This is a genomic window from Vibrio sp. D431a, assembly GCF_030248655.1.
Taxonomy (GTDB): Bacteria; Pseudomonadota; Gammaproteobacteria; order Enterobacterales; family Vibrionaceae; genus Vibrio; species Vibrio alginolyticus.
Genome location: NZ_JAHGAP010000009.1, coordinates 76,331 through 98,892 on the forward strand (window position 1 = coordinate 76,331; position 22,562 = coordinate 98,892).

Sequence of the window (22,562 nt, forward strand, 5' to 3'; positions counted from 1 at the left end):
CTTGCCTCTTACTTCTCTTGCCAGCTATAGACGTATTCTTTGTTTTCTACTTTTTCCAGCTCATCCGAAAACTGAAGTGCGTGACGCGTATCAATCATGACCGCAACTTCGTCGGTGAAAGTCTTCTTATGCTCTCGCCCTGCTTTGAATGCTTTCGGGTGAGGACCATGCGTAAATCCTGCTGGATGGAATGTCACCATGCCTGCTTCAATGTTGTCACGGCTGAAAAAATCACCTGCATGGTAGAACAAGACTTCGTCATAATCGTCATTGTTGTGGTAGAACGGTACTTTGAGCGCTCCAGGATCACTTTCAATTGGACGAGGAACGAAGGTACACACCACAAATCCTGCTCCTACAAATGTAGTATGTGCAGAAGGCGGTAAATGGTAACGATGTGACATAAGTGGACGAATATCACGCCAGTTCACTTTTACTACCGCCAAATCACCATGCCACCCAATCGCATCCAACGGGTTGAATGGGTAAGTGATAACACTGACTTTATCGTGGCGTTTCACCTGAACCTGTGTTTGATTCTCAGAATATTGAGCACGGAACTGATCGTTGATCGACGGCGTTTCTAGAACCGCCGGATCAAACACCGCGTGGTTTCCAACCATGCCTTTTTCGGGCAATGTATAAGCCGCATCGGTGTTTTCGATCATCAGAATGAACATCGGCTCGCTTGGCTCTAAACGCCAGCTCGTTGAGCGCGGGATCATGACATAATCCCCTTCGCTCACTTTCAAATGACCATAATCACAGTAGAGATCTGCCGTACCTTGGTGGATGAATAGCAGTTCGTCGCCATCTGCATTTCTCACCAAGAAGTCCATTTTTTCATCCATACGCCAAACACGAACTTTACAATTCGCGTTGTGTAATAGATGCGGGACTGCCCAAGGGGTAATATGGCTGGCTTTTTCGACTAGATTAAAATCAAACGCTCGTGGACGTAGCTCTCCCTCCCACTCAGACCACCCCGTTGGGGCATGTTGATGATGAAAATGTGTTGCGGGGCCGAAGAAGCCACTTCGACCTGCCTCACGTTCATAAATTGCCTCTTCCGGGAAGTCAGCATGCGCTTGTTTAGAGCACACTCCCTCCCGTTGAGGGAATGTGATCCATTTATGCATCGCTCAATACTCCTCGGCGAATTTGGTCTTCTTCTATCGATTCAAACAACGCTTTGAAGTTACCCTCGCCAAAGCCTTCATTGCCTTTACGTTGGATGATTTCGAAGAACACAGGGCCGATAACGGTTTGAGTAAAGATTTGTAGCAAGATGCCATCTTTCGTTGGCGCACCATCAATAAGAATCTGCAAATCACGAAGCTTGCTTACATCTTCACCGTGGCCTTCAACACGCTGATCGACTTTCTCGTAATAAGTATCTGGCGTTGGCATAAAGTCCATGCCTCGCTCACGCAAGGTTTTGACCGTTTCGTAGATGTCGTCAGTGGTCAATGCGATGTGTTGAATACCTTCGCCATTGTATTCACGGATAAACTCTTCAATCTGTGATTTATCATCTGACGACTCATTGATAGGAATTCGGATTTTGCCGCAAGGTGCGGTCATCGCACGGCTGACAAGACCAGTCAGCTTACCTTCGATATCGAAATAACGAATTTCGCGGAAGTTACCAATGCGCTCATAGAAACCAGACCAGACATCCATGTTGCCTTGCTTAACGTTGTGCGTTAAGTGGTCGATTTCGTAAAGACCAACATTCGCTTTTGATAAACGCTCATCAGCATCATCATAAAAACGAAAATCGACATCATAAATACTCTGCTTTCCATAACGATCGACAAAATAAAGTAAGCTTTCACCGATGCCATAAATAGCAGGAATGCTTAGCTCCATCGGCCCAATTTCCGTTTTATATTCTTTACCGCCATTCTCTAACGCATGCGCCAGAGCAACGGTGGCGTCTTTCACACGAAATGCCATGCCACAAACCGACGGACCGTGAACTTTGGCGAATCCCTCAGCTTGGCTATGCGGCTGCGCATTCACAATAAAGCTAATGTCACCTTGTCGATATAACCACGCTTCTTTTGAGCGATGCTTTGCAATCTCCGCAAAACCTAACGATATAAACAGATCTTTAAGCTGTTGAATGCCTTTGTTGTCAGCAGCGGTATATTCAACAAACTCAAATCCGTCTGTTCCTAATGGGTTATATGCATCAACCATGACTTTCTCCTTGTCTCAGTAGCTTTTGTTTGGACTTATTTTTCTAACTTGGCGCAGGTATTGAGAAATTGGAATACGTGGGGAGAAATCTTTATCTTGGCGATTTTTACGCACAATTGTAAAATATATGTTACACACAGAGAGCGCATCGAACCCACTTTCGTAAACATCAAACAAACTGCTTATTTTCAATATATTAGATTGATATTTTCGGCTTTACGCCACCACATAAAAATGTAAACAAGTTGTTACTTTGGCATTTTATCTTGGCAACGTAGCTCAAAAAGCAAAAGGGGATGGAAAGTCTATTGCACCCTATCTCTATCCGATTTATTCATTTGATCCTGCAAAACATCAAAAGTAATGTTTCGTGACGCTTCATACAGTTCGAAAGGCTCATCGGTCAGAATCGTGTCATGGATACCCCTTTATTGATTCACCTCAGTTTTATTAAAAAGTAACTGTGCCATAAGTGGTGCTCTGTTCCCTATCGAGCCGAGCCACATGGCTTCACGCTCGATCAGAAAAAGAGACATCTAATGACACACATCAATCAAGAACGCTTAGTTGAACACTTTTGCCAACTAGTACGTATCGACAGCGAATCAAAAAACGAAAAACAAATTGCAGAAACACTGGCAGAACAGCTAGGCGAGCTAGGCTTTACCGTACGCAAACTTCCAGTACCTGAGCACATTTCTAACGGTTTTAACGTGTACGCCCGTTTAGACGGCAAAAAAGACGGCTCTATTCTAATGAGCTGTCATATGGATACGGTCACTCCAGGTATTGGCATTGAGCCACTCATCGAAGACGGCGTTATCCGTTCAAAAGGCAATACGATTCTTGGTGGCGATGATAAATCTGGTATTGCTGCCATCATGGAAGCCGTTCGTTGTATTCAAGCGGAAAACCGTGAGCACAAAACGTTAGAACTTGCTTTCACCGTGTATGAAGAAGGCGGTTTATTCGGTTCACAATACTTCGATATGTCACACGTCACTTCAACGGAAGCAATCGTGTTAGATACGGGTGGTCCTATTGGCACTATTGTGACCGCGGCCCCAGGCCAGCAAAAAATCGTGGCAACAATCAAAGGTCGACCAGCACACGCAGGACTTGCGCCAGAAGAAGGCATCAGTGCGATCATGGTGGCGGCTGATGCTATCAACCAAATGAAGCTGCTGCGCATCGACGAAGAAACGACAGCCAACATCGGTATGGTTAACGGCGGTCAGGCCACAAACATTGTTATGCCTGAATTAAAAATCGTGGCAGAAGCACGCTCCCTGAATGGCGATAAACTAGATGCTCAGGTCAATCATATGATCTCAACATTAGAGTCTGTCTGTAAAAAACACGGTGCAGAAGTCGAAATTGAATCTAGCCGAGCCTACGACGCTTTTGTTATTGAAGAAAACCACCCACACGTAAACGCTATAAAAGCAGCGTTTTCAGAGTTGGAAATTGACGCCTTCACAAAAGGCACTGGCGGCGGTAGCGATGCCAACAACTTTAACAAGAAAGGTCTCACAACGGTCAACCTTTCAACTGGCATGGCAAAAGTACACACGACAGAAGAGTTTATCGCGGTAAGTGATATGGTCAAAATCACTGAGTTCGTAAAGCACTTCCTAGTCAGTTAATGTCGTGCCTTTTGAAGAGCAGACTGACTATCTTCCCCTTCTAGCCTGTGCTTGAAGGGGATTTTAATTTGTATCGAAGCAAAATTACTTCCCGTCATGCCAACTTGATATCAGATCTTCAAAGAAATTCCCCTAGCTCACTTTTTGAGACCAGACAGCTCAATACCCGACATCCTGTTACAGTAATGTTAAAACTCGATTGTGTGGACAATTTATACAATATACATTTCTAGAATCTTTCAGGATGAAAAGAGTGAGACAAGGATGAAATTACCTAAGTTGTTTTTGTTAGCGTCGATGATGAGTCCAATACTGGCAACATCAAGCTATGCCGTGCCGCATCCCGCAGGTGTGACCCTCGATGAGATACAAGAAATTACGCTAAACAATGGAGCTGAAGTTACTTCTATTGACCCAGCCAAGCAAGCCGCAGAGCCCGCTTTTAATCTCGGTCGAGACCTGTTTGAAGGTCTGGTCATTCAAGATAAGCAAGGTAAAACCATTCCTGGTGTTGCTGAGTCTTGGTCAGTCAATGACAACAATACGGTTTATACCTTCCACTTACGTGATGCAAAATGGTCAAATGGCGAAACGGTCACTGCACAAGATTTTGTCTACAGCTGGCAACGCTTACTGAATCCAAGCACTGCTTCACCCTACGCTTGGTTTGCGGCCATTCCAAATATCGAAAACTCACAAGCGATTATGAAGGGCGAAGCCGAACCCGAGTCCTTGGGCGTGAAGGCGCTGGATGAAAAAACATTCCAGGTAACACTCGAAGAGCCTATTCCCTTCTTTACGAAACTATTAAGTCATCCAGTGCTTGCCCCCGTTCACAAAGCGACCGTTGAAAAACATGGCAACCGTTGGACCCAGCCTGAGCATATCGTTACAAATGGTGCGTTTACTGTCTCTGAATGGAAAGTTAACGAAAAACTGGTGATGGTTAAAAATCCACATTATTGGGACGCAAGCAATGTAGTGCTGGAAAAAGTCACCTGGCTACCAATTGGTGATGCAAACGTAGTGCTAAACCGCTACCTAGCTGGTGAGATAGACCAAGCGGTTTCCATTCCTGCCGCCCAGAAGAAAAAGTTAATTCAACAACGCCCACAAGAAGTGGCAAGCACCAGTGCGTCTCTTGGCTCCACATTCTATTACCTCAACACTCAACAAGGGCCAACAAAAGACGTGCGGGTTCGTAAAGCCCTCTCATATGCCATTGACCGTCAACTATTAACGAGTGCTATTTTGAGAAACGGTGGGGTTCCAATGTATACCCTTGTGCCACCTCAAACAGATGGTTTTAAATCTCACACTCCAGAGTTCGCAACTTGGAACCGCCATAAACGTATCGAAAAAGCGCAGCAATTACTGTCAGAAGCTGGATACGATAAAAGCAATCCGCTTAAGTTAACGTTTACCGTACCAACTTTCTCGATGGACGTAAAAATGGCAACCACCATGGCAGGCATGTGGAAAAGCCGATTGGGTGCGCAAGTCACGATAAAACAGCTAGAACCGAAAGTGTTCTACGCACTTAAAGAGCCGACCGACATTACTCGCGGCGGCTGGACGGCCGACTACAATGAAGCCTCTACATGGTTGGATATCTTCGTTTCTAGTGGTGAGTACAACGATTCTCGTTATAACAACCCGCAATACGACGAGTTAATGGCTCGCTCAAAGACCATGAGCAACCCATCAGAACTGTATTTACAAGCAGAAAGCATGCTGATTGAAGACATGGCCATTATTCCTATTTATCGTCCGGGTAACGATCAATACCTCATCAAGCCTTACGTGGGCGGCTACGAACTGACAAACCCTGAGTCGTCGTACTACCGCAAGAATGTCTATGTAAAAGCCCACTAAAAGCATGTTTTCGGTCTGAGTCGGCAAGTTCAATGTTTACTTGCCGTTCCTCATATCTCTCGGTGGAGAAGGCAACCTGAGCTCAGACCATTTTTTATTCATAACCGTTCGAAGTGATTTCGGATGACCAAAGGATGATGGATCATGATTTGGTACATTGTTAAGCGATTAGCTATCGCTATCCCCACGCTTCTATTCATCGCACTCGTATCATTTTGGCTGATGCACATTGCACCAGGGGGGCCATTTGATATGGAACGGCCTATGCCAGAGGTGGTACGTGCGAATATCGAAGCAAAATTCCATTTGGACCAGCCCTTCCTTACTCAGTTTTGGATTTACATTGGTAATTTCATACAAGGAGATCTCGGTCCGAGCTTCGTTTATCAAGACTTCAGTGTTACACAGCTCGTCGCACAATCATGGCCTGTTTCAGCAGTATTAGGCGTACTCTCTTTTTGTATTTCCGTTCCACTTGGCATGTTGCTTGGCACCATTGCGGCATTGAACCGAAATAGCCGCCTAGATTACGGCCTGATGACACTTTCGATGACTGGAGTTGTGGTTCCGGCTTTCGTGCTTGCTCCAGTTTTAGTCATGATTTTCGCTATTCAGCTCGGCTGGTTCCCTGCTGGTGGTTGGGAAGGAGGAAAGCTGGCTTTTCTTGTTCTTCCCGTGCTCAGCCTGGCGATTGGCTCCATTGCGAGTATTGCACGCGTCATGCGTGGCGCAATGATTGAAACACTCAACCAACCATACATTCGAACGGCAAAGGCCAAAGGTTTGTCCACAACCTACATTTTATTCCATCACGCTTTGCGACCATCCCTGATTCCCGTCGTTGCGATGCTCGGCCCTGCGTTTGTGTCTGTCGTGACAGGCTCGGTAATTATCGACATTTTCTTTGGTACAGGTGGCATGGGACAACACTTTGTGTCTGGGGCTCTCAACCGCGACTACGGCCTAGTAATGGGCATTACTCTGATTGTCGCTTCACTCACTATCTTCTTTAACCTTGTGGTCGACTTGCTATATACGATTATCGACCCTCGTATACGCGTTTAGGAGTCCGGCATGTTAACGATCAAAAAACTGGATACACAAGCTCTTCAAGATCAAGTCGTCGACAATATTGAAGCCGTCGAAGGTCGCAGTCTTTGGCAGGATGCATGGACTCGATTTCGTAAAAACAGAGCCGCGATGACATCAGTGTATGTTTTGGCGTTCATTACCTTATGCATCACCTTCGGCCCCTCTCTTGCCGCTTTTGGCCATGATGAAATTGACTGGGAAGTGCTCATCGATCCATACGAGCTAGGGAAACCTTCACTGAGCAGTGGCCATTACTTTGGTACCGATGATCTCGGGCAAGATGTTTTCGCTCGCACGATGCAAGGTGGCAGGCTCTCTATTTTGGTGGGCTTTGTCGGGGCCTTAGTCGCCGTTGTTATTGGTACGATTTGGGGAAGTATTTCCGGCTATCTTGGCGGCGTTGTAGATAGCGTAATGATGCGCATTATTGAGGTGCTCGATTCGGTGCCATTTATGTTTATGGTTATCCTGTTTGTTACCCTTTTTGGCAACAACATCTACCTGATTTTTATCGTGATCGGAATGGTATCTTGGCTGGGCATTGCCCGTGTTGTACGTGGTGTCACCTTCGGTCTAAAAAAGCGAGAGTTCATCGAAGCCGCACACTCTATTGGGGTTTCTAAATTAACAATTGTCCGACGCCATGTTCTGCCTAATGTGCTTGGGATCGTGATGGTTTATTCCTCCTTAATGGTACCAGGATTCATTATGTTCGAATCGTTTTTGAGCTTCTTAGGGCTTGGTGTTCAACCACCCGACACGAGCTGGGGAATCCTAATTTCCGAAGGCGCAAAAACGATTGACGTTGCATTGTGGATGCTGCTTTTTCCCTCTCTGTTTTTAGTTGCCACCCTCTTTTGTTTTAACTTCATCGGCGATGGCTTGCGTGATGCTCTTGACCCGAAAGACCGATAAGGACAAACCCATGCTATCTATTGAAAACATGAACGTGCGCTTCGATACGCCAGATGGGCAAGTGCAAGCGGTCAGTAATCTCTCCTACTCGATTAAAGCGGGCGAAACTCTTGGGATTGTTGGGGAATCAGGTTCGGGAAAAAGCCAATCTGTTTTCGCATTAATGGGGTTAACCGCGGACAACGGCGCCGTGTCTGGCAGCGCGATGTTCCACGGTGATGATTTACTCGCGATGTCTAAAAAGCAGCTCAACCGCATCCGTGCAGAGAAAATCGGAATGATCTTTCAAGATCCGATGACGTCACTCAATCCATTCATGAAAATTAGCAAACAGCTTTGTGAAGTTCTCATGATTCATAAAGGAATGAGCCGAAAACAAGCAAAAATTGAATCGATTCACATGTTAGATGCGGTGCGTATTCCCTCTCCCGAAACTCGGATGAATCAATACCCTCACGAGCTATCTGGCGGAATGCGTCAGCGAATCATGATAGCGATGGCCTTGTTGTGTAAGCCCGAGTTGTTAATTGCAGACGAACCAACCACCGCGTTAGATGTAACCGTTCAAGCTCAAATTTTGACGCTATTACGAGACTTACAACAAGAGTTCAATACGGCTATTTTACTGATCACTCACGATATGGGCGTCGTCGCCGAGATGTGTGATCGCGTATTGGTCATGTATGGTGGTCAAAAAATGGAGCAATCAGATACCGAGACATTGTTCGCTCAACCTGCGCACCCCTACACTCAAGGCCTGCTTAAGGCGATTCCTTCCATCACTGAAGATATGCCGCGTTTACCAACCATCCCAGGTAACCCACCAAGTGCGTTGATTAACCATCAAGGGTGTCCGTTTAAAGAGCGGTGCGAGCATCGAGAGACGCGTTGCCAATACGAAACCCCACGGTTTTCCCCATTGAACACGAGCCAGTCCATTGCCTGTCACGTTAAAGCATCCAGTGTTATCACTCCTATTCAAATAAAAGCTTAAGGAGGAGTTATGAATAAAAAAGAAGTCCTCATGTCTGCTCGTGATTTAAACGTCCACTTTCCTGTGTCGCGTCACCTTATTCCAAGTCGACGTAAAATCGTGAAAGCGGTCAATGGTATCGACTTAGATGTTTATAGAGGTGAAACACTTGGCATTGTGGGGGAATCAGGCTGCGGAAAATCAACGCTTGCACGCGCCTTACTTCGCTTAATTGAACCTACACATGGCGAGTTGACTTGGAAAGGTCAAGACATGCTCGGGTTTAGTAAAAAAGACCTTTCCTCTCGACGTAGAGAATTTCAGATGGTGTTTCAGGACCCATCCGCTTGTTTGAATCCGAGATTAACCATCTCAGAATGCATCGCCGAACCACTGCTCACCCACGAGCCACAACTTAAACGGGCAGAGGTAGAAAAGCGTGTCATCGCTATGATGGATAAAGTGGGTCTCTTGGCGAGCCAGCGAAACCGCTATCCACATGAATTTTCCGGAGGTCAATGCCAGCGTGTGGGCATTGCCAGAGCATTAATTCTCAATCCAGATTTGGTCGTGTGTGATGAACCCGTTAGTGCGCTAGACGTCTCCATACAAGCTCAGGTCATCAATCTTCTAGATGATCTTAAACAAGAAATGGGGTTAACACTGGTGATGATTGCGCACGACTTAAGCGTGGTGCGCCACATCAGCAACCGCGTTATGGTGATGTATCTTGGTAAACCTATGGAAGTAGGACGTTACGATAAAGTATTTGACGATGCACAACACCCCTACACCAAAGCACTGTTATCTGCTGTCCCGATAGCTAATCCGCAATTAGCACGTGACCGTGAAATACAACTATTGCCCGGCGACCTTCCTTCTCCACTTAACCCACCTAGCGGTTGCGTTTTTCGTACTCGATGCCCAGAAGCAACAGAAGTATGCGGGCAACAGAACCCAATAAAAACAGGCTCGGAGCAGCATCATATCTATTGCTCAAATATGACTTTAGGAACCATTTAATGAACAATACTAACTCAGTAAACCAACGCCTTACGTTATTGCGTGAGGCAATGTCCTTTCACAACGTGTCTGCATATATCGTGACCAACAATGACCCACATAACAGTGAATACTCAGCGGATCATTGGTTAGCGCGAAGCTGGATTTCAGGTTTTACCGGTTCTGCAGGCGATATCGTCATTACCCAACAAGGTGGTGGCCTGTGGACTGATGGTCGTTACTATATTCAAGCTGAAGAACAGTTACACGGCACAGGACTTGAACTGTTTAAAGCCAAACAACCAGAAACGCCGACAATTGCCAAATGGCTGGCTACCACGCTCCCAGAAAACAGTATTGTCGCGGTTGACGGGCGCGCCATCAGTTACGCTTTTTATCAAGGCCTCAAACAAGCCTTTGAAGCGAAAAACATTAAGATCATTCTCGACCTAGATTTGCTCACACCGATTTGGCTTGAAAGACCACCTCGCCCAAGTGCACCCGTATTCGAGCACCCCACCGCTTTTGCTGGCGTTGACACAGAAAATAAGTTAGCGAGAATCCGTTCTTGGTTAACCGAGAACCAAGTAGGTAGCTTATTAGTGTCAACGCTAGATGATGTCATGTGGACAATGAATATTCGAGGTGGTGATACGAATTACTGCCCAGTTTCTGAAGCCTATCTAGTTGTAGAGCAATCACTTGCGACACTGTTTATTGATAAAGCCAAACTGCCTCAAGACGTTGAAAGAGCGCTGACCGAGCAGAGTGTACACATTCGCCATTACAACTACGTAAGTCAGTATTTGAATCAGCAATGTGAGGGATTATCGCTCGCTTTTAACCCGACCCACACAGACAGCTTATTGGTGAGTTCGATTGAAGGGAATGTGAATCTAAAGCCAATGGCTTGCCCTGTAACGGCAATGAAGGCCATAAAAAATGCGACCGAGCTAACTAGCCTAGAACAGGCATTAACAGATGATGGTGTGGCAATCGTAAGGTTTATGAACTGGCTCGAAGAGCAAGTTCCAAGCGGACTCGTTACAGAATTGTCTGCTGAGGCACAACTGAATCACTATCGCCGTCAAACCCGACATTATGTGAGTGACAGTTTCCGCACTATCGCAGGCTTCGCAGCTCACGGGGCAAAAATGCATTATGCCGCCGATGAAGAAAGCAATGCGGCAGTCAATGAAAGCAACTTCTTTCTCGTCGATTCTGGTGGCCAATACCTTGGCGGGACAACAGACATCACCCGTACTTTCCACTTCGGGTCACCGACCATTAAGCAGCGCAAAGATTATACCTTGGTGCTCAAAGCGGTCATCCGACTGACTCAGACTCGATTCATGAAAGGCTCTACGGGTGCCAATCTTGATATCATGGCGCGTGGCGTCTTATGGCAACATGGTATTGATTACAAGTGCGGCACTGGACACGGCGTGGGCATTTGCTTGAATGTTCACGAAGGCCCACAAAATTTCTCGCAAAGCCACCACGAGGTTGAACTAAAACCGGGTATGGTCATTACTAATGAACCAGGCGTTTATCGCGAAGGTGAGTACGGGGTAAGAATAGAGAACATTCTTAAAGTTGTAGAAGTAGAACAAAATGAGTTCGGCACGTTTTACGGTTTTGAGACCATCACTCTTGCTCCAATTGCGACCAACGCCCTTGATTTATCAATGCTAGATCAAGCAGAGCTAGACTGGCTCAATCATTACCATTCACGAGTCTATCAAGCACTTAGCCCTTTTCTTGATACGCAAGATAAAAACTGGCTTCAACGCACAACCCAACTTATTGAGAAATAGGATATCAGCAAGCTTTATAACGTTTTCATTTTCATCTCAAACTCCTTGTTTGCCAGCCTTCGGGCTGGTTTTTTTTATAGAGATAACGGCGTGAAAAACAAAAACGCCCCGCAATGTTAGCGAGGCGATCAATTAAATTAAAATGATGCAGTTAAAATGCCCTATTGACGACACTTCTGAGCATCAAAATCAACGACGATGGCGGCATTCTCAAAGTCACCAGATACTTTAACATAGCCCCAGTAGTTACTCTGATTTGACAACGTAATACACTCTCCATTACCAATATTATCTGACCACCCGTGAAGATTAGTACCATCCGGCCAACCAGAGTTACTGTATTCAAGCTTTAGGTTGCCCGTACCGTTTCCCGTCGTTATCGCCAGATTTGAGCTCTCATTCACCGCTGGCACGCTCAGCCAAATGGTTTGTTGATTTGCCAAGCAAACGGGCTCTCCTGCTGTTAGGCGTCCACCGCTTACTTTACTTTGCACCGCGCAGTCTTGTGGCAATATGTCATTACCGCCCAACGCTGAGATAACAACAGTATGAGTGGCGGTTGCCGTCAAGCCTTCACTGTCTGTCACACTTAGGCTGACCGAATACTCCCCTTCACTCCCATATTGGTGCGTCGGCTTGGTTTGTGTACTTGTCGAGCCATCACCGAAGTCCCATAAGACGCTGACGATCTTCCCGTTTGGGTCTGTACTGTTTTCACTGCTAAATGTAATGCTTTCACCGACTTTCCCCTTACTGTTTGCGGTTATGACTGCATTAGGTGCACCATTTGAGACAAGGGCTTGCTGCCACTGCTCAAACTCACTTTGATATAAATTCGCCCATTGGGTGATCGTTGCTTTGTAATTGCTCCAATTCCCCTGGCGTGTTTCCACCAGCATTTGGTTTACGTCATCTTTATGATTTTCAAACATAAAGCGTACAGCTAAGTACCCCCAACGATAAATTCGATCGACATCAAACCCATCATAAGTAGTCTCGAAAATCTCACTTAAGGTATATGTCGAGCCGTCTAGAATCGTCTCAAGTGCTGCTTGGTTGTCATTTTCTTGAGCGACATACTCTGCAATGCCTTCACTCCACCACACTATTTTTTCAGTTGGATGACTAAACCCTCCATAGAGATCAAATCGACCATCTAAGTAATGCACGTATTCGTGCTCTAAGTTCCAGACAAAGTGATCCGCGTTCGCATAAGAGGCTTCATAAGCAATAAAGTTGGGAATATTCCCCGGCTGGGAAGGTTCGCCCTCCAAGTACATACCGCCATTGTCAGTACTAATATCGAAAATTGGCCCTGCGTACTTACCATAATCGGTGCTTGAATCGAAGATATTGACTTGGAGCTGAGTATTGTGGTCATCTTTTACTGGTTGTTCACCCGTTTCTAATGACTGATGAAAGTAACCCTCTTCGTAACCCATTTTAGAACATGCGGCCGCGTGTTGCTCTTGTGTCATATTCTGGGACAATATTCGGATTGTCGAGCTACAAGTATAAGTTTGCGATAGCACTAAGCCTTTTAGCTCAGTTTCGAAATTACAAATTCCGAACTCACTACAATCTGCGTAATATGAAGCGGTGTCCGCCGCCGCAAGCCAAACCGCGTCACCCCGACCATACATTTCATACTGTTCAAAGATTCGACTTAGCTGACTCTTCACCACAGAACTCGCGTTACCCGTATACTTGGTCAGACGCCCGAGCTCTCGCCCCGCATTCGCGGCCATAAACTCATCTTCAGCACCGATTGATGACGCCCTTAGAGCGAAATCGCCTAAAGCTTTGGCAAGGTCTGTTTGGTTACCAATTACTTGCACAAATTGCTCGTTCCACTGCCCACCAAACAAAATAGTGAAAACACCATTAACCGCATTGCGCATATACCAGTGCTGGGCGTATTGATCATTCCAACGAGTAAGCCACTGGGTCACTTGTGGTAAGTACGCGTGCTGCAAGCCCGCACTATCCATAGTGATGATGACTTCACTAAGCACTTTGCCGTGACGATCGCTGTTCTCGTAGAAGTTTGCGTTGTTAACAAACGCATCCACTGATTCTTTCACCGCTGGTGTGACCCATTCAATAAATGAGATGTTGTCATTGTAAAACTCGGCGTAATAACCCGCGCGCAAGTATAAGAACAACGTTTCTAGTTCATCGCTCCCGCCACCTGTATACCCCTTCGCCAATGTCGTAGTACGCTTCGCAATGTTGTACATATGATCGGAGCTAAATACCGACTCTTGAATCCGACTTTCAGCAGAGAATAGCTGGTTCACACACGTCGCGCCCTGACTTAAAATTTCGCCGATCAATTGGTTACTGCTTTCGGTAACCAATGCTTCCAAATCACAAGCAGTGCTCGACTCATCAAGACTTTCAAGTGACTGTACTCGAGTTGCCTTGGAGGGCTGAATAGGGAGAGTTGCGGTTGGTTGGTATTCAACTCGATTGGATTCAACACCGTGTGTATGAGCCGAATGTGCATGTTGCTCTGTAACTTGAGAAACTGGCTCGCTTAACGCAAATACGCCAGTGCTGGTTAATGTTGTCGCAATCGCGACACTCAAAGTCTTCAGTTCCATCTAATTTCTTCTATATTGAGTTTTCCTTAGATGCATTACGTCTTTTGCATCGCCACTGCCCTTATTACTGCAAGAGCATCTCCATATAATCTACTCGCAAGATAAGAAGAAACATTTTGTTAACAAATAGATGTGGCGGTATCAGTTTTTGGTACCAGAAGGAACACGGAGTGAGCTTTTAAAATTCGTATTTGTTAAAAAATAGAGATGATCTAGAGAAGAAACGTGTAGTTAAACGGGTATACCCAGCACGTTAAATGGCTAGGTATACTCCAAAGTGGGTCGGTAAAAATTCGCGAATCAAAGCCCCTGCAGAAGGAATCGGGCAATGGGCGAATACTTTGTAGGTTCTAGGCTGCTTTGTGGTCGAAGAGTGCGGTAATTTGCTCTTTTAACGCGTGCAAAAATTCGGTATTTGGTGTGTTTTCAAGGTACATTTCATACTCTTTAGAGTTATAAAAGTACTCATGTGCAGATGCGTTAAGGATCTTACTAAAAGATAGTGTTTCCAACTCGTCTTCAAGGGAACGACTGCTCAGTTCACCATATCCTAAACCGCTATCCTCAGCGAATTGGGACTCTATGTTGCTGACATATAAAGCACAATCCTTAATACAGAACTCGACATTACTTATACGTTGCTCGATGTCTTTGAGCTGATCACTGTTCCATTTAGACTTCTCTTGCTCAAGCTTATCAATAAGCCCACTTTCACGAAGCCTTGAATTGTTATCTTTAATTCTTAGTAGCTCATCAAGCACTTTATTAAACTCAGTTTCAGCTCTAAGTCTTAAGATTTCCAAATCCTTGGAGAACAGCTTTGCTTTAAGTTCACTCGCTTGGTACAAGCCAGAGATAGCAGCATTTCTTTTAACTCCAAACATAAAAACCCACCCAAAAGATACTTATTAAAAAGTAGCACACAAAAAGCCAGATAGAAGACGCAAGGTTTTCGTCATTAGGCTACATTCTACGAACGACACTCGATTGTAGCGCAATAAACAGAATTTTCATCACCATGAAACACATACTATTTGAATGAAAATCACACAGTTACTTTGATAAAAGTATTTATTTCAGAAAGAGTAAGACGTAAGTATGTGATGATGTATATTGACGCTTCAAAACAAAAAACGCCCACACTCTACTACCCAAGTCAAACACTAATGTCAGAAACTGGACAAATCACTCACTATTTACAGTAATAAGAAGTCACTGTTTCATTGAAAATCAAAGTGTCAACATAAAGATGGGAAGTAACCGAATCATAGACGGCATCGCTGATGAAACGTTAGAATGCCACTACTTTAATAATCTTCCATAATATTTATGACCGACGCTGATATTGAGCTACAACACCTTTGGTTAGAAGTGCAAGCCGAACGCTGGCAAAACCTGCCACGCTTTTTATTCAGTTACTACTGCTACAAGCACAACCTTGTCAGTAAAACCAACAAAGTTTGTTGGGAGACGGCACGTGCAAGACTGCGCGCTTCAACCTCAATAAAAGAGCGAAAAAAGGCGGTGGTTGAACCGTTAGTCTCTGAGGAAACCGTCGTTGGGTTATTGAAATCCATCAGCAAAGATGGGGAAATGACGTTTAACGTGATGGTAACCACACTTAATGCGTTTTTGCACTATGTTGTGATTAGCAAGGAAGAGAAAGCCCGACTTAAACCAAACATGCCAGCTAGTTGGTATCAGCGATCAAACAAGTCGCCTTTGGCACGTTTCGAGCAAGCTGGCATTAAGCTACCAGAGTGATATGTCAGTCATCGCTGAAGATAAACACAAAAGACAAGCGCCTACAATGAGGCGCAGTTGATCAAAAATTGAGGTGCCCCTAAACAAAAGTGCAAAGTGACCAACAAAGAAAAAGTCTGGTTATTCTTGAATGCCTCTAATGCGTACATTACGTCTACGTAAAAGTTCTAATGTCACGAGCAAACACACCGACATAAAAATCAGCAACGTAGCGACCGCCAATATGGTCGGACTAATTTGCTCTCGAATTCCTGACCACATCTGCCTCGGAACGGTTTTTTGTTCTGCCCCAGTCAGGAATAGCGCCACCACAACCTCGTCGAACGATGTGCCAAAGGCAAACAAGCCGCCAGAAATCATCCCCGGACGAATCAGCGGAAAGGTAATGTGTCTGAAAGTATAAACAGGGTTTGCTCCTAAGCTAGCCGCCGCTTTTACCAGGCTATGATCAAAGCCGCTTAAGGTCGCAGTAACGGTAATGACAACAAAAGGCGTACCTAACGCGGCGTGTGCCAAAATGACGCCTAGATAAGTTTGTGATAAGCCAAGACGTGTGTAGAAAAAGTACATCGCAGCAGCAGAGATAATGACTGGTACGATCATGGGTGAGATCAACAGCGCCATAATCGTATTGCGAAAAGGCAAGTTACTACTGGCTAAACCCAACGCCGCCAGAGTTCCTAGCCCTGTTGCAACGAGTGTCGCCATAAAAGCAATAAACGTGCTGTTTTTCAGCGCCAACAGCCACTGATCACTAGTAAACATTTCTTGATACCAGCGAGTAGAATACGCTGCCGAGTCAAGGTTTAACATCCCCTCGGTAAAAGTAAAGTAAGGCGTTGCATTAAACGATAACGGGATGATGGTCAGAATTGGAGCGATTAAAAAGAACAGCACCACCCCACAAAAAGCTAAGTAACCTGCGTAAGCAACTCGCTCTACTTTTGATGCATAGTTTGGTAATGCCATGGTTATCCCCCAACCTTAAGGTTGTTAATGCCAACCACACGGTTGAACATATAAAACAGAACCAGTACAACGAACAAAAGCAGTCCACCCAATGCGCCAGCCATCCCCCAGTTCAGTGATGTCTGCATATGATAGGCAATCATATTGGAGATCATCTGTCCGCTTCTTCCACCAACCAAAGCGGGCGTAATGTAGAAGCCAATAGAAAGAATGAAAGTAAGCAAGGCCCCCGCACCTATCCCCGGTAACGTAAGCGGCATATAAACTTTGATGAACGCAATGAAAGGCGTCGCGCCTAGAGAACGAGCGGCACGGAAATAAGTTGGGCTAATTCCTTTCATTACGCTATACAGAGGCAGGATCATAAACGGCAACAGAATGTGAACCATAGACACCACCGTTCCGAAGGTATTGTGAATCATCTGAATTCGCTCAGAAGTAAAACCCGACCAAATAAGGAGATCATTAATGACCCCTTGGTTTTGCAGCAGAACAATCCAAGACGTGGTTCTGACTAACAATGATGTCCAAAATGGCAGCAGCACAATAATTAAAAGTAAGTTCGCGCGCTTATCAGGTAAATTGGCAAGCAGGTAAGCAACGGGGTACGCCATCACCAAACAAATTAAGGTGATTGAAATAGACATCCAAAAAGTTTTAAAGAAAAGGTCGACGTATATTTGGCGTTTTTCTGGTTGGGGCTCAATGTCTCCAAACTCATTCACTTGCAAGTCTAGCGCTGCAAGATAGTGACTGAATGTTAATGCGCCACTAAGATTCTTAAACGCCGCCCAATATTTAGGATTAGTCCATCGCTTATCCAGCTTAGCCAACTGTGTCACCGAGCTCGGCAGCGACGTCAAACGAGACAACTTTCTGCCGGTTTTCATGAGTAAACTGCGCATACCAGACTCTTCAATATTCATCCGGTTGGCTATTTTCGGCAGCTCTTTGCTTTGATAAAGCGCAAGTACTTCAACAGAGAATGCCTCAATGACTTCTTGATGAGGCTGACCTTGATAATCCCAACTTTCTAAGGCTTGAATAGTTTGTGGTAGTGACAGGGATATTTCTCGGTTATCCACGCTTCGATAAAGCATGTCGAGGATAGGAAAAGCAAACGTAAGCAGAATAAAACACACCAATGGCGTTGTGAGCATAATGGAGCGAAGCTTTTTTCGGCGCTCGGCCTTTTGCAACTGCGCTTTCAGATTGGTTTCTTGCTCATGAACTTGGCGTTCGATTTCCAATACAGAATCTAATGCGGTTAGCTCTCGACTCATGCTGCTACCTCGCTACTTTGAGTTTGTGTCCCATCAAGAGCATGGCAATCGTCACTTTGCCAACCAATACGACAAATTGAACCAGGCGTTAACTGCAAGTGTTTACGATTATCGTTAGGTACTTTAACGATGAAGTGACCAACGCTCTCTACTTCGACGACCAGACGATAATGATCACCGTGATAAATCAATTCTCGTAGGACGCCCGAGACTTGGTTCTCGCAAGACGCTTTCTCTGGTTGAATAACAATCTTTTCTGGTCGAATGGAAAGTGTTGTTCTCTGCCCTTGCTCAGAGACTCTGACAGGTTTCGCAGTAAATAACTCTTTCCCAACGAGCACTTGGCAATACTTTCCGTTCCACTCTTTGACTAAACCTGAGAGTTGGTTGTTTTCTCCGATAAACTGCGCAACAAACGTATTACTCGGAGATTCATAAAGCTCGGTTGGTGTCGCGAGTTGTTGCACTTCGCCGTGATTAAAAACCGCAATACGGTCGGACATAGTGAGAGCTTCGTCTTGATCGTGCGTCACATACAAAATGGTAATGCCAAGCTTTTCATGCAAATGTTTAATTTCCATCTGCATTTGCTCACGCAGCTGCTTATCTAACGCGCCTAGTGGTTCATCCATCAACACGAGTTTAGGCTCAAACACTAATGCTCGCGCTAACGCAACACGCTGTTGTTGACCACCTGATAACTGCTTCGGGTATCGAGTCGCAACATGCTCAAGCTCGACCATTTCTAATACACTCTGAACTTTGCTTTGAATCGTGTCACTGTCGAGTTTTCGCACCTTTAAAGGAAACGCAAGATTCTCAGCAATGGTCATATGTGGAAACAACGCATAGTTTTGAAACACCATACCGATATCGCGCTTGTGCGGCGCGAGATGATTAACAGGAACGCCATCAATATAAATGTCTCCACCGGTCGCAGTTTCAAAGCCTGCTAGCATCATCAAGCAAGTGGTCTTGCCCGATCCTGACGGCCCCAACATAGTAACAAACTCTCCGGGAGCAATATCTAAGTTGAAGTCTTTCACCACCAAATTCGTGCCATCGTAGGTTTTCTTAACGTGTTGAAAGCTGACATAGTCCTTGTTTTCCGTGCTCATGACTTCCCTCTTCTCATTTTTTGAATATTACGAATGAGTAGAGCGTCAGTTAACGCTCTACTAAACAGCACAATTACAGATTGTATTTGGATAGGTCTAAGCGGGTTTCTAACGCGTGTTCAACCATTTGAATGACTTGTTGACGCTCTTCACCTTGTAAGAGTTGGCGTGGCGCACGAACTTGTTCAGAGCCACGTCCGCAGACTTGCTCGGCCAATTTTATGCACTGAACCAGCGTAGGAATGGTGTCTAAACGCAGTAGGGGTAAGAACCAACGGTAGATCTCTAACGCTTCAGCATAACGACCTTGGCTTGCCAGTTTATAAATCGCAACGGACTCTTCTGGGAATGCGTTGGTTAAACCAGAAATCCAGCCGGTCGCACCTAACACCAATGATTCAAGAGCGATGTCATCAACACCACTGAACACGGTAAAGCGGTCATCAAATTTATTGTAAAGCTCGGTGATACGACGAGTATCAGTGGTCGACTCTTTGATAGCTACAATACTTTCAAACTCAGCCAGTTTCGCCATGATATCGAGGTTTACATCGACACCATAAGCAACCGGGTTGTTATAAATCATGATTGGCATTTCTGGCGTTGCTTTTGCTAGCGTGCGGTAATATTCGAACGTTTCGCTCTCAGACGTGCGGTAAACCATGGCAGGCATCACCATACAACCATCGATACCAATTTTGTACGCATCCTGCATGTAATCAACAGCTGCTGTGGTAATAGACTCTGCTGTACCAGCAATCAAAGGCACACGGCCATTTACGACTTCTTTTGCCGCTTGCAAGACCTGGCGTTTCTCCTCCGGGTACAACGCACAGTTCTCACCGACAGTACCCAAGCAGATAATGCCATTCACACCATCTTTAATTTGGTTATCTATAACAGTTTGCGTTGCGTCTAAGTCGATTGACTGATCTTGACGAAATTGCGTACTGACCGCCGGATAAACACCTTTCCAATCAATTTTCATGAACTACTTTCCTTATATGTATATTGTATGCAATTTAAATGAACGAGCGAAAATGCTCAGACATGGCTATCTATGCCATTTTCTAACAACACCGCCTTTACAGCGGCCAAATCAGCCAAAGCACTGCCAACTGATTTGTATAAAGTAATGACCTCATCGTTTTGACGTCCTGAGATTTGTTGGGCGCAAAGCTGCGGTAATTCCCCTTTGATATCGTCTGACGTGAACACGCCCTCTTGAATTGGAATGAGAAGATCGCCCGCTTCGGCTAATACATTAATACGGCTATCAACATACACCTGTGCTCGTTGCACTGCTTCGGAGTCGCATTCACGCTTATCCAAGTCATGATTACCGACCAAATCAATATGGGTGCCCGGCTGCACGTCTGCGCCATTAAACAAAGGCTCTGCTGATGCGGTAATACAGCTGATGATGTCAACGTGTTTGATAACGTGGTCCACATTTTCTACGACTGAAACACGGAACCGACGCTCATCAGGAAGCGACTGATACTCTGAAGATGACACAATGGCATCTACCGTCGCCTCGGCTTTGTCTGAGTTACGCCCCCAAATATAAACCTGCTTAAGTGGGCGAACCGCAGCGTATGCCCACGCAAAATAAGGCGCAAGATTGCCCGTTCCGAAGATCAACAGACGATCAGCATAGGGACGCGCTAAATAGTCCGCTGCCAACGCAGAAGCTGCGGCGGTGCGCCAAAACGTTAAAACTTTACCGTCCACGAGTGCGAGCGGCTCACCATCGTTTCGTCTGAAAACAAGCAGCTTAGATGCAAGCGTATCTTTGCCTTGCTCGGGATTATGCGGGAAATACGTAAAGGCTTTCACCGCAATCAACTCCTGGTTCCAAGCTGGAAGTAGCGCAAACGCCTCGTATTCTCCCTCTTCTAAGGGCATGACTCGGCGTTGAGGTATTGTTGCTGGCCGCGAGTACATTTCACGCATCGTTTCAATAAGAGACTCCATTGTTAAACATTGCGCGACTTGCTGTGCTTCGATGACTTTCATTATTTCTCCGAAAACATAAATACGGTTGAGGAAAAGTACGGAACCTCGCTTATGGATGAAAACTCGGCCCCATACAAAAACTAACGCCTAGTTAAGCAGCCAGGTGTTGAACTCTTCATTGAGTTCATCCGCGTAGTCTGACCACCATTCATCGTTAATCAGGAAGGCGGTTTGGAAGTTTTGAGGTGCGGTAGGAAGGTTCGCTAAAATGTCTGGGTTCACCTCCGCCGAAGACGACTTACGCGTAGGCCCATAGGCAACGTACTTAGCTTGATCAGCTAATGGTTTTGTTCCTGAAGAAAAAGCAATAAAGTCCAATGCAAGCTTTGTGTTCTCACTCCCTTTAGGTATCGCCCATCCATTCATGTAACCCATTTGACGGTCCCATATAATCCGAAATGGTTGACCTTCATCTTTACGGGCATTGTGGATTCGGCCGTTAAACGCCGAGGCGATCACCACTTCTTTGTCTGCAAGCATTTGAGGTGGCTGGGCACCTGTTGTCCACCACAGTACTTCTGATTTGATCGTATCCAACTTAGCAAAAGCACGCTCACGCCCCGCTTCGGTTTCGAGCAGGCTGTAGACCTCTTCTGGCTTTACACCATCAGCCAATAGTGCCCACTCAAGATTGCCCTGAGGTTGTTTTTGCAATGCACGTCGACCTGGAAAAGTTTTTAGGTCAAAAAGATCGGTCAACTTGCTTGGCAAAGCCTTACCTTTAAACGCGTCTTCGTTCACCGCTAATACAGTGGACACAACGATGGTATTGATTGCGCATTCGTGAATCGCACCATCAATAAAATCCTCTTGTGCTGGTGTTCCATCAGCTCCCGGAGGCAAAATACTTGGGCTCACTGGTTCTAATAGCCCTTCTGCACAACCACGAACAATGTCCGGCTTGTCGAGAGAAACCAAATCCCAGCGCACATTGTTCGCTTCCACCTGTGCTTTAATTTCGGCTAATCCGCCGCTGAAATCCTCGGATACGATCTCAACACCTGTTTTTTTAATGAAAGGCTTATGATATGCCTCCACTTGGCTCTTGGTGAATGCACCACCCCAAGATACGACCGTCAATTTGTCTTCAGCATAAGCAGAAGTCCCCAACAGCATTCCTGAAATCAACAGTGCCAATGGTGCTTTGGTCATTCGTGACATGTATTACTCCTTTTGGTTGTTTTTCTGGAGGCATCCGAGTACGGCTGTTGGACACCAGTTTTTGTTAAAATTAAGTTAACATTAGCATTTAATATATTTTATACAATATTTAATATT

General features: G+C 45.4%; 18 protein-coding genes. 8 read left to right on the forward strand and 10 right to left on the reverse strand.

Features of this window, described 5'->3' with window-relative positions:
* Positions 1–8: 8 nt before the first annotated feature.
* Complete coding sequence (locus KJB35_RS06630; protein WP_005377834.1) at positions 9–1,139, reverse strand: homogentisate 1,2-dioxygenase; 1,131 nt, start codon at positions 1,137–1,139, stop codon at positions 9–11.
* Positions 1,132–2,205 (reverse strand): 4-hydroxyphenylpyruvate dioxygenase, encoded by a 1,074-nt coding sequence (hppD, locus tag KJB35_RS06635; RefSeq protein WP_005377835.1) that lies wholly within the window; start codon positions 2,203–2,205, stop codon positions 1,132–1,134. Before hppD ends, KJB35_RS06630 begins: the two co-directional genes overlap by 8 nt.
* Positions 2,206–2,744: 539 nt before the next feature.
* Here hppD and KJB35_RS06640 point away from each other — a divergent pair.
* The 7 genes from KJB35_RS06640 (at position 2,745) to KJB35_RS06670 (ending at position 11,525) form a co-directional block, all read left to right on the forward strand.
* Entirely contained in the window at positions 2,745–3,851 is a 1,107-nt protein-coding gene (locus KJB35_RS06640; protein WP_213907930.1) for a M20/M25/M40 family metallo-hydrolase, read from the forward strand.
* A 264-nt stretch (positions 3,852–4,115) separates the two neighbouring features.
* Positions 4,116–5,726: a peptide ABC transporter substrate-binding protein gene (locus KJB35_RS06645; protein ID WP_213907928.1), complete on the forward strand. Its 1,611-nt coding sequence runs from the start codon at positions 4,116–4,118 to the stop codon at positions 5,724–5,726.
* Positions 5,727–5,870: 144 nt separating this feature from the next.
* Entirely contained in the window at positions 5,871–6,791 is a 921-nt protein-coding gene (gene oppB, locus KJB35_RS06650; RefSeq protein WP_005377838.1) for an oligopeptide ABC transporter permease OppB, read from the forward strand.
* Between the two features lie 9 nt (positions 6,792–6,800).
* Positions 6,801–7,733 (forward strand): ABC transporter permease subunit, encoded by a 933-nt coding sequence (locus tag KJB35_RS06655; RefSeq protein WP_005377839.1) that lies wholly within the window; start codon positions 6,801–6,803, stop codon positions 7,731–7,733.
* A 10-nt stretch (positions 7,734–7,743) separates the two neighbouring features.
* Positions 7,744–8,727: an ABC transporter ATP-binding protein gene (locus KJB35_RS06660; RefSeq protein WP_054574084.1), complete on the forward strand. Its 984-nt coding sequence runs from the start codon at positions 7,744–7,746 to the stop codon at positions 8,725–8,727.
* A 9-nt stretch (positions 8,728–8,736) separates the two neighbouring features.
* Complete coding sequence (locus tag KJB35_RS06665; RefSeq protein WP_054574083.1) at positions 8,737–9,729, forward strand: ABC transporter ATP-binding protein; 993 nt, start codon at positions 8,737–8,739, stop codon at positions 9,727–9,729.
* A complete protein-coding gene (locus KJB35_RS06670) occupies positions 9,729–11,525 on the forward strand; it encodes an aminopeptidase P family protein (protein ID WP_213907926.1) in 1,797 nt (598 codons plus the stop codon). Before KJB35_RS06665 ends, KJB35_RS06670 begins: the two co-directional genes overlap by 1 nt.
* 161 nt (positions 11,526–11,686) lie before the next feature.
* Here the strand turns inward: KJB35_RS06670 and KJB35_RS06675 are convergent, their stop codons facing one another.
* Together KJB35_RS06675 and KJB35_RS06680 are read right to left on the reverse strand one after the other, a co-directional pair.
* On the reverse strand, positions 11,687–14,131 hold the full coding sequence (locus KJB35_RS06675; protein ID WP_213907924.1) for a collagenase: 2,445 nt from the start codon (positions 14,129–14,131) through the stop codon (positions 11,687–11,689).
* Between the two features lie 350 nt (positions 14,132–14,481).
* A complete protein-coding gene (locus tag KJB35_RS06680) occupies positions 14,482–15,015 on the reverse strand; it encodes a hypothetical protein (protein WP_054574080.1) in 534 nt (177 codons plus the stop codon).
* A 445-nt stretch (positions 15,016–15,460) separates the two neighbouring features.
* On the opposite strand from KJB35_RS06680, the gene KJB35_RS06685 reads away from it, so the two are divergent.
* The gene (locus KJB35_RS06685) at positions 15,461–15,895 is read left to right on the forward strand and encodes a hypothetical protein (protein WP_213870093.1); all 435 of its coding nucleotides are present in this window, start codon (positions 15,461–15,463) and stop codon (positions 15,893–15,895) included.
* A 120-nt stretch (positions 15,896–16,015) separates the two neighbouring features.
* Here the strand turns inward: KJB35_RS06685 and KJB35_RS06690 are convergent, their stop codons facing one another.
* The 6 genes from KJB35_RS06690 to KJB35_RS06715 form a co-directional block, all read right to left on the reverse strand.
* Positions 16,016–16,864 (reverse strand): ABC transporter permease, encoded by an 849-nt coding sequence (locus KJB35_RS06690; RefSeq protein WP_213885352.1) that lies wholly within the window; start codon positions 16,862–16,864, stop codon positions 16,016–16,018.
* Between the two features lie 2 nt (positions 16,865–16,866).
* A complete protein-coding gene (locus KJB35_RS06695; protein ID WP_047100695.1) occupies positions 16,867–18,147 on the reverse strand; it encodes an ABC transporter permease in 1,281 nt (426 codons plus the stop codon).
* Entirely contained in the window at positions 18,144–19,265 is a 1,122-nt protein-coding gene (locus tag KJB35_RS06700; RefSeq protein ID WP_048626301.1) for an ABC transporter ATP-binding protein, read from the reverse strand. The genes KJB35_RS06695 and KJB35_RS06700 overlap by 4 nt, the downstream gene beginning before the upstream one ends.
* Before the next feature lie 73 nt (positions 19,266–19,338).
* On the reverse strand, positions 19,339–20,253 hold the full coding sequence (locus KJB35_RS06705) for a dihydrodipicolinate synthase family protein (protein WP_238842814.1): 915 nt from the start codon (positions 20,251–20,253) through the stop codon (positions 19,339–19,341).
* A 56-nt stretch (positions 20,254–20,309) separates the two neighbouring features.
* Positions 20,310–21,284 carry an ornithine cyclodeaminase family protein gene (locus KJB35_RS06710; protein WP_213870096.1) on the reverse strand — a complete coding sequence of 325 codons (975 nt, stop codon included), beginning with the start codon at positions 21,282–21,284 and terminating at the stop codon, positions 20,310–20,312.
* Positions 21,285–21,371: 87 nt separating this feature from the next.
* A complete protein-coding gene (locus tag KJB35_RS06715; protein ID WP_017633955.1) occupies positions 21,372–22,445 on the reverse strand; it encodes a polyamine ABC transporter substrate-binding protein in 1,074 nt (357 codons plus the stop codon).
* Positions 22,446–22,562 lie beyond the last annotated feature (117 nt).

Excerpts from the sequence above, each read along its gene's own strand:
- KJB35_RS06665 (WP_054574083.1), top strand. The coding sequence starts at position 8,737 with ATGAATAAAAAAGAAGTCCTCATGTCTGCTCGTGATTTAAACGTCCAC.
- KJB35_RS06670 (WP_213907926.1), top strand. The coding sequence starts at position 9,729 with ATGAACAATACTAACTCAGTAAACCAACGCCTTACGTTATTGCGTGAG.
- KJB35_RS06645 (WP_213907928.1), top strand. The coding sequence starts at position 4,116 with ATGAAATTACCTAAGTTGTTTTTGTTAGCGTCGATGATGAGTCCAATA.
- KJB35_RS06680 (WP_054574080.1), bottom strand. The coding sequence starts at position 15,015 with ATGTTTGGAGTTAAAAGAAATGCTGCTATCTCTGGCTTGTACCAAGCG.
- KJB35_RS06660 (WP_054574084.1), top strand. The coding sequence starts at position 7,744 with ATGCTATCTATTGAAAACATGAACGTGCGCTTCGATACGCCAGATGGG.
- KJB35_RS06685 (WP_213870093.1), top strand. The coding sequence starts at position 15,461 with ATGACCGACGCTGATATTGAGCTACAACACCTTTGGTTAGAAGTGCAA.
- KJB35_RS06705 (WP_238842814.1), bottom strand. The coding sequence starts at position 20,253 with ATGAAAATTGATTGGAAAGGTGTTTATCCGGCGGTCAGTACGCAATTT.
- KJB35_RS06675 (WP_213907924.1), bottom strand. The coding sequence starts at position 14,131 with ATGGAACTGAAGACTTTGAGTGTCGCGATTGCGACAACATTAACCAGC.
- KJB35_RS06715 (WP_017633955.1), bottom strand. The coding sequence starts at position 22,445 with ATGTCACGAATGACCAAAGCACCATTGGCACTGTTGATTTCAGGAATG.
- oppB (WP_005377838.1), top strand. The coding sequence starts at position 5,871 with ATGATTTGGTACATTGTTAAGCGATTAGCTATCGCTATCCCCACGCTT.
- KJB35_RS06695 (WP_047100695.1), bottom strand. The coding sequence starts at position 18,147 with ATGAGTCGAGAGCTAACCGCATTAGATTCTGTATTGGAAATCGAACGC.
- KJB35_RS06700 (WP_048626301.1), bottom strand. The coding sequence starts at position 19,265 with ATGAGCACGGAAAACAAGGACTATGTCAGCTTTCAACACGTTAAGAAA.
- KJB35_RS06690 (WP_213885352.1), bottom strand. The coding sequence starts at position 16,864 with ATGGCATTACCAAACTATGCATCAAAAGTAGAGCGAGTTGCTTACGCA.
- hppD (WP_005377835.1), bottom strand. The coding sequence starts at position 2,205 with ATGGTTGATGCATATAACCCATTAGGAACAGACGGATTTGAGTTTGTT.
- KJB35_RS06640 (WP_213907930.1), top strand. The coding sequence starts at position 2,745 with ATGACACACATCAATCAAGAACGCTTAGTTGAACACTTTTGCCAACTA.
- KJB35_RS06630 (WP_005377834.1), bottom strand. The coding sequence starts at position 1,139 with ATGCATAAATGGATCACATTCCCTCAACGGGAGGGAGTGTGCTCTAAA.
- KJB35_RS06710 (WP_213870096.1), bottom strand. The coding sequence starts at position 21,284 with ATGAAAGTCATCGAAGCACAGCAAGTCGCGCAATGTTTAACAATGGAG.
- KJB35_RS06655 (WP_005377839.1), top strand. The coding sequence starts at position 6,801 with ATGTTAACGATCAAAAAACTGGATACACAAGCTCTTCAAGATCAAGTC.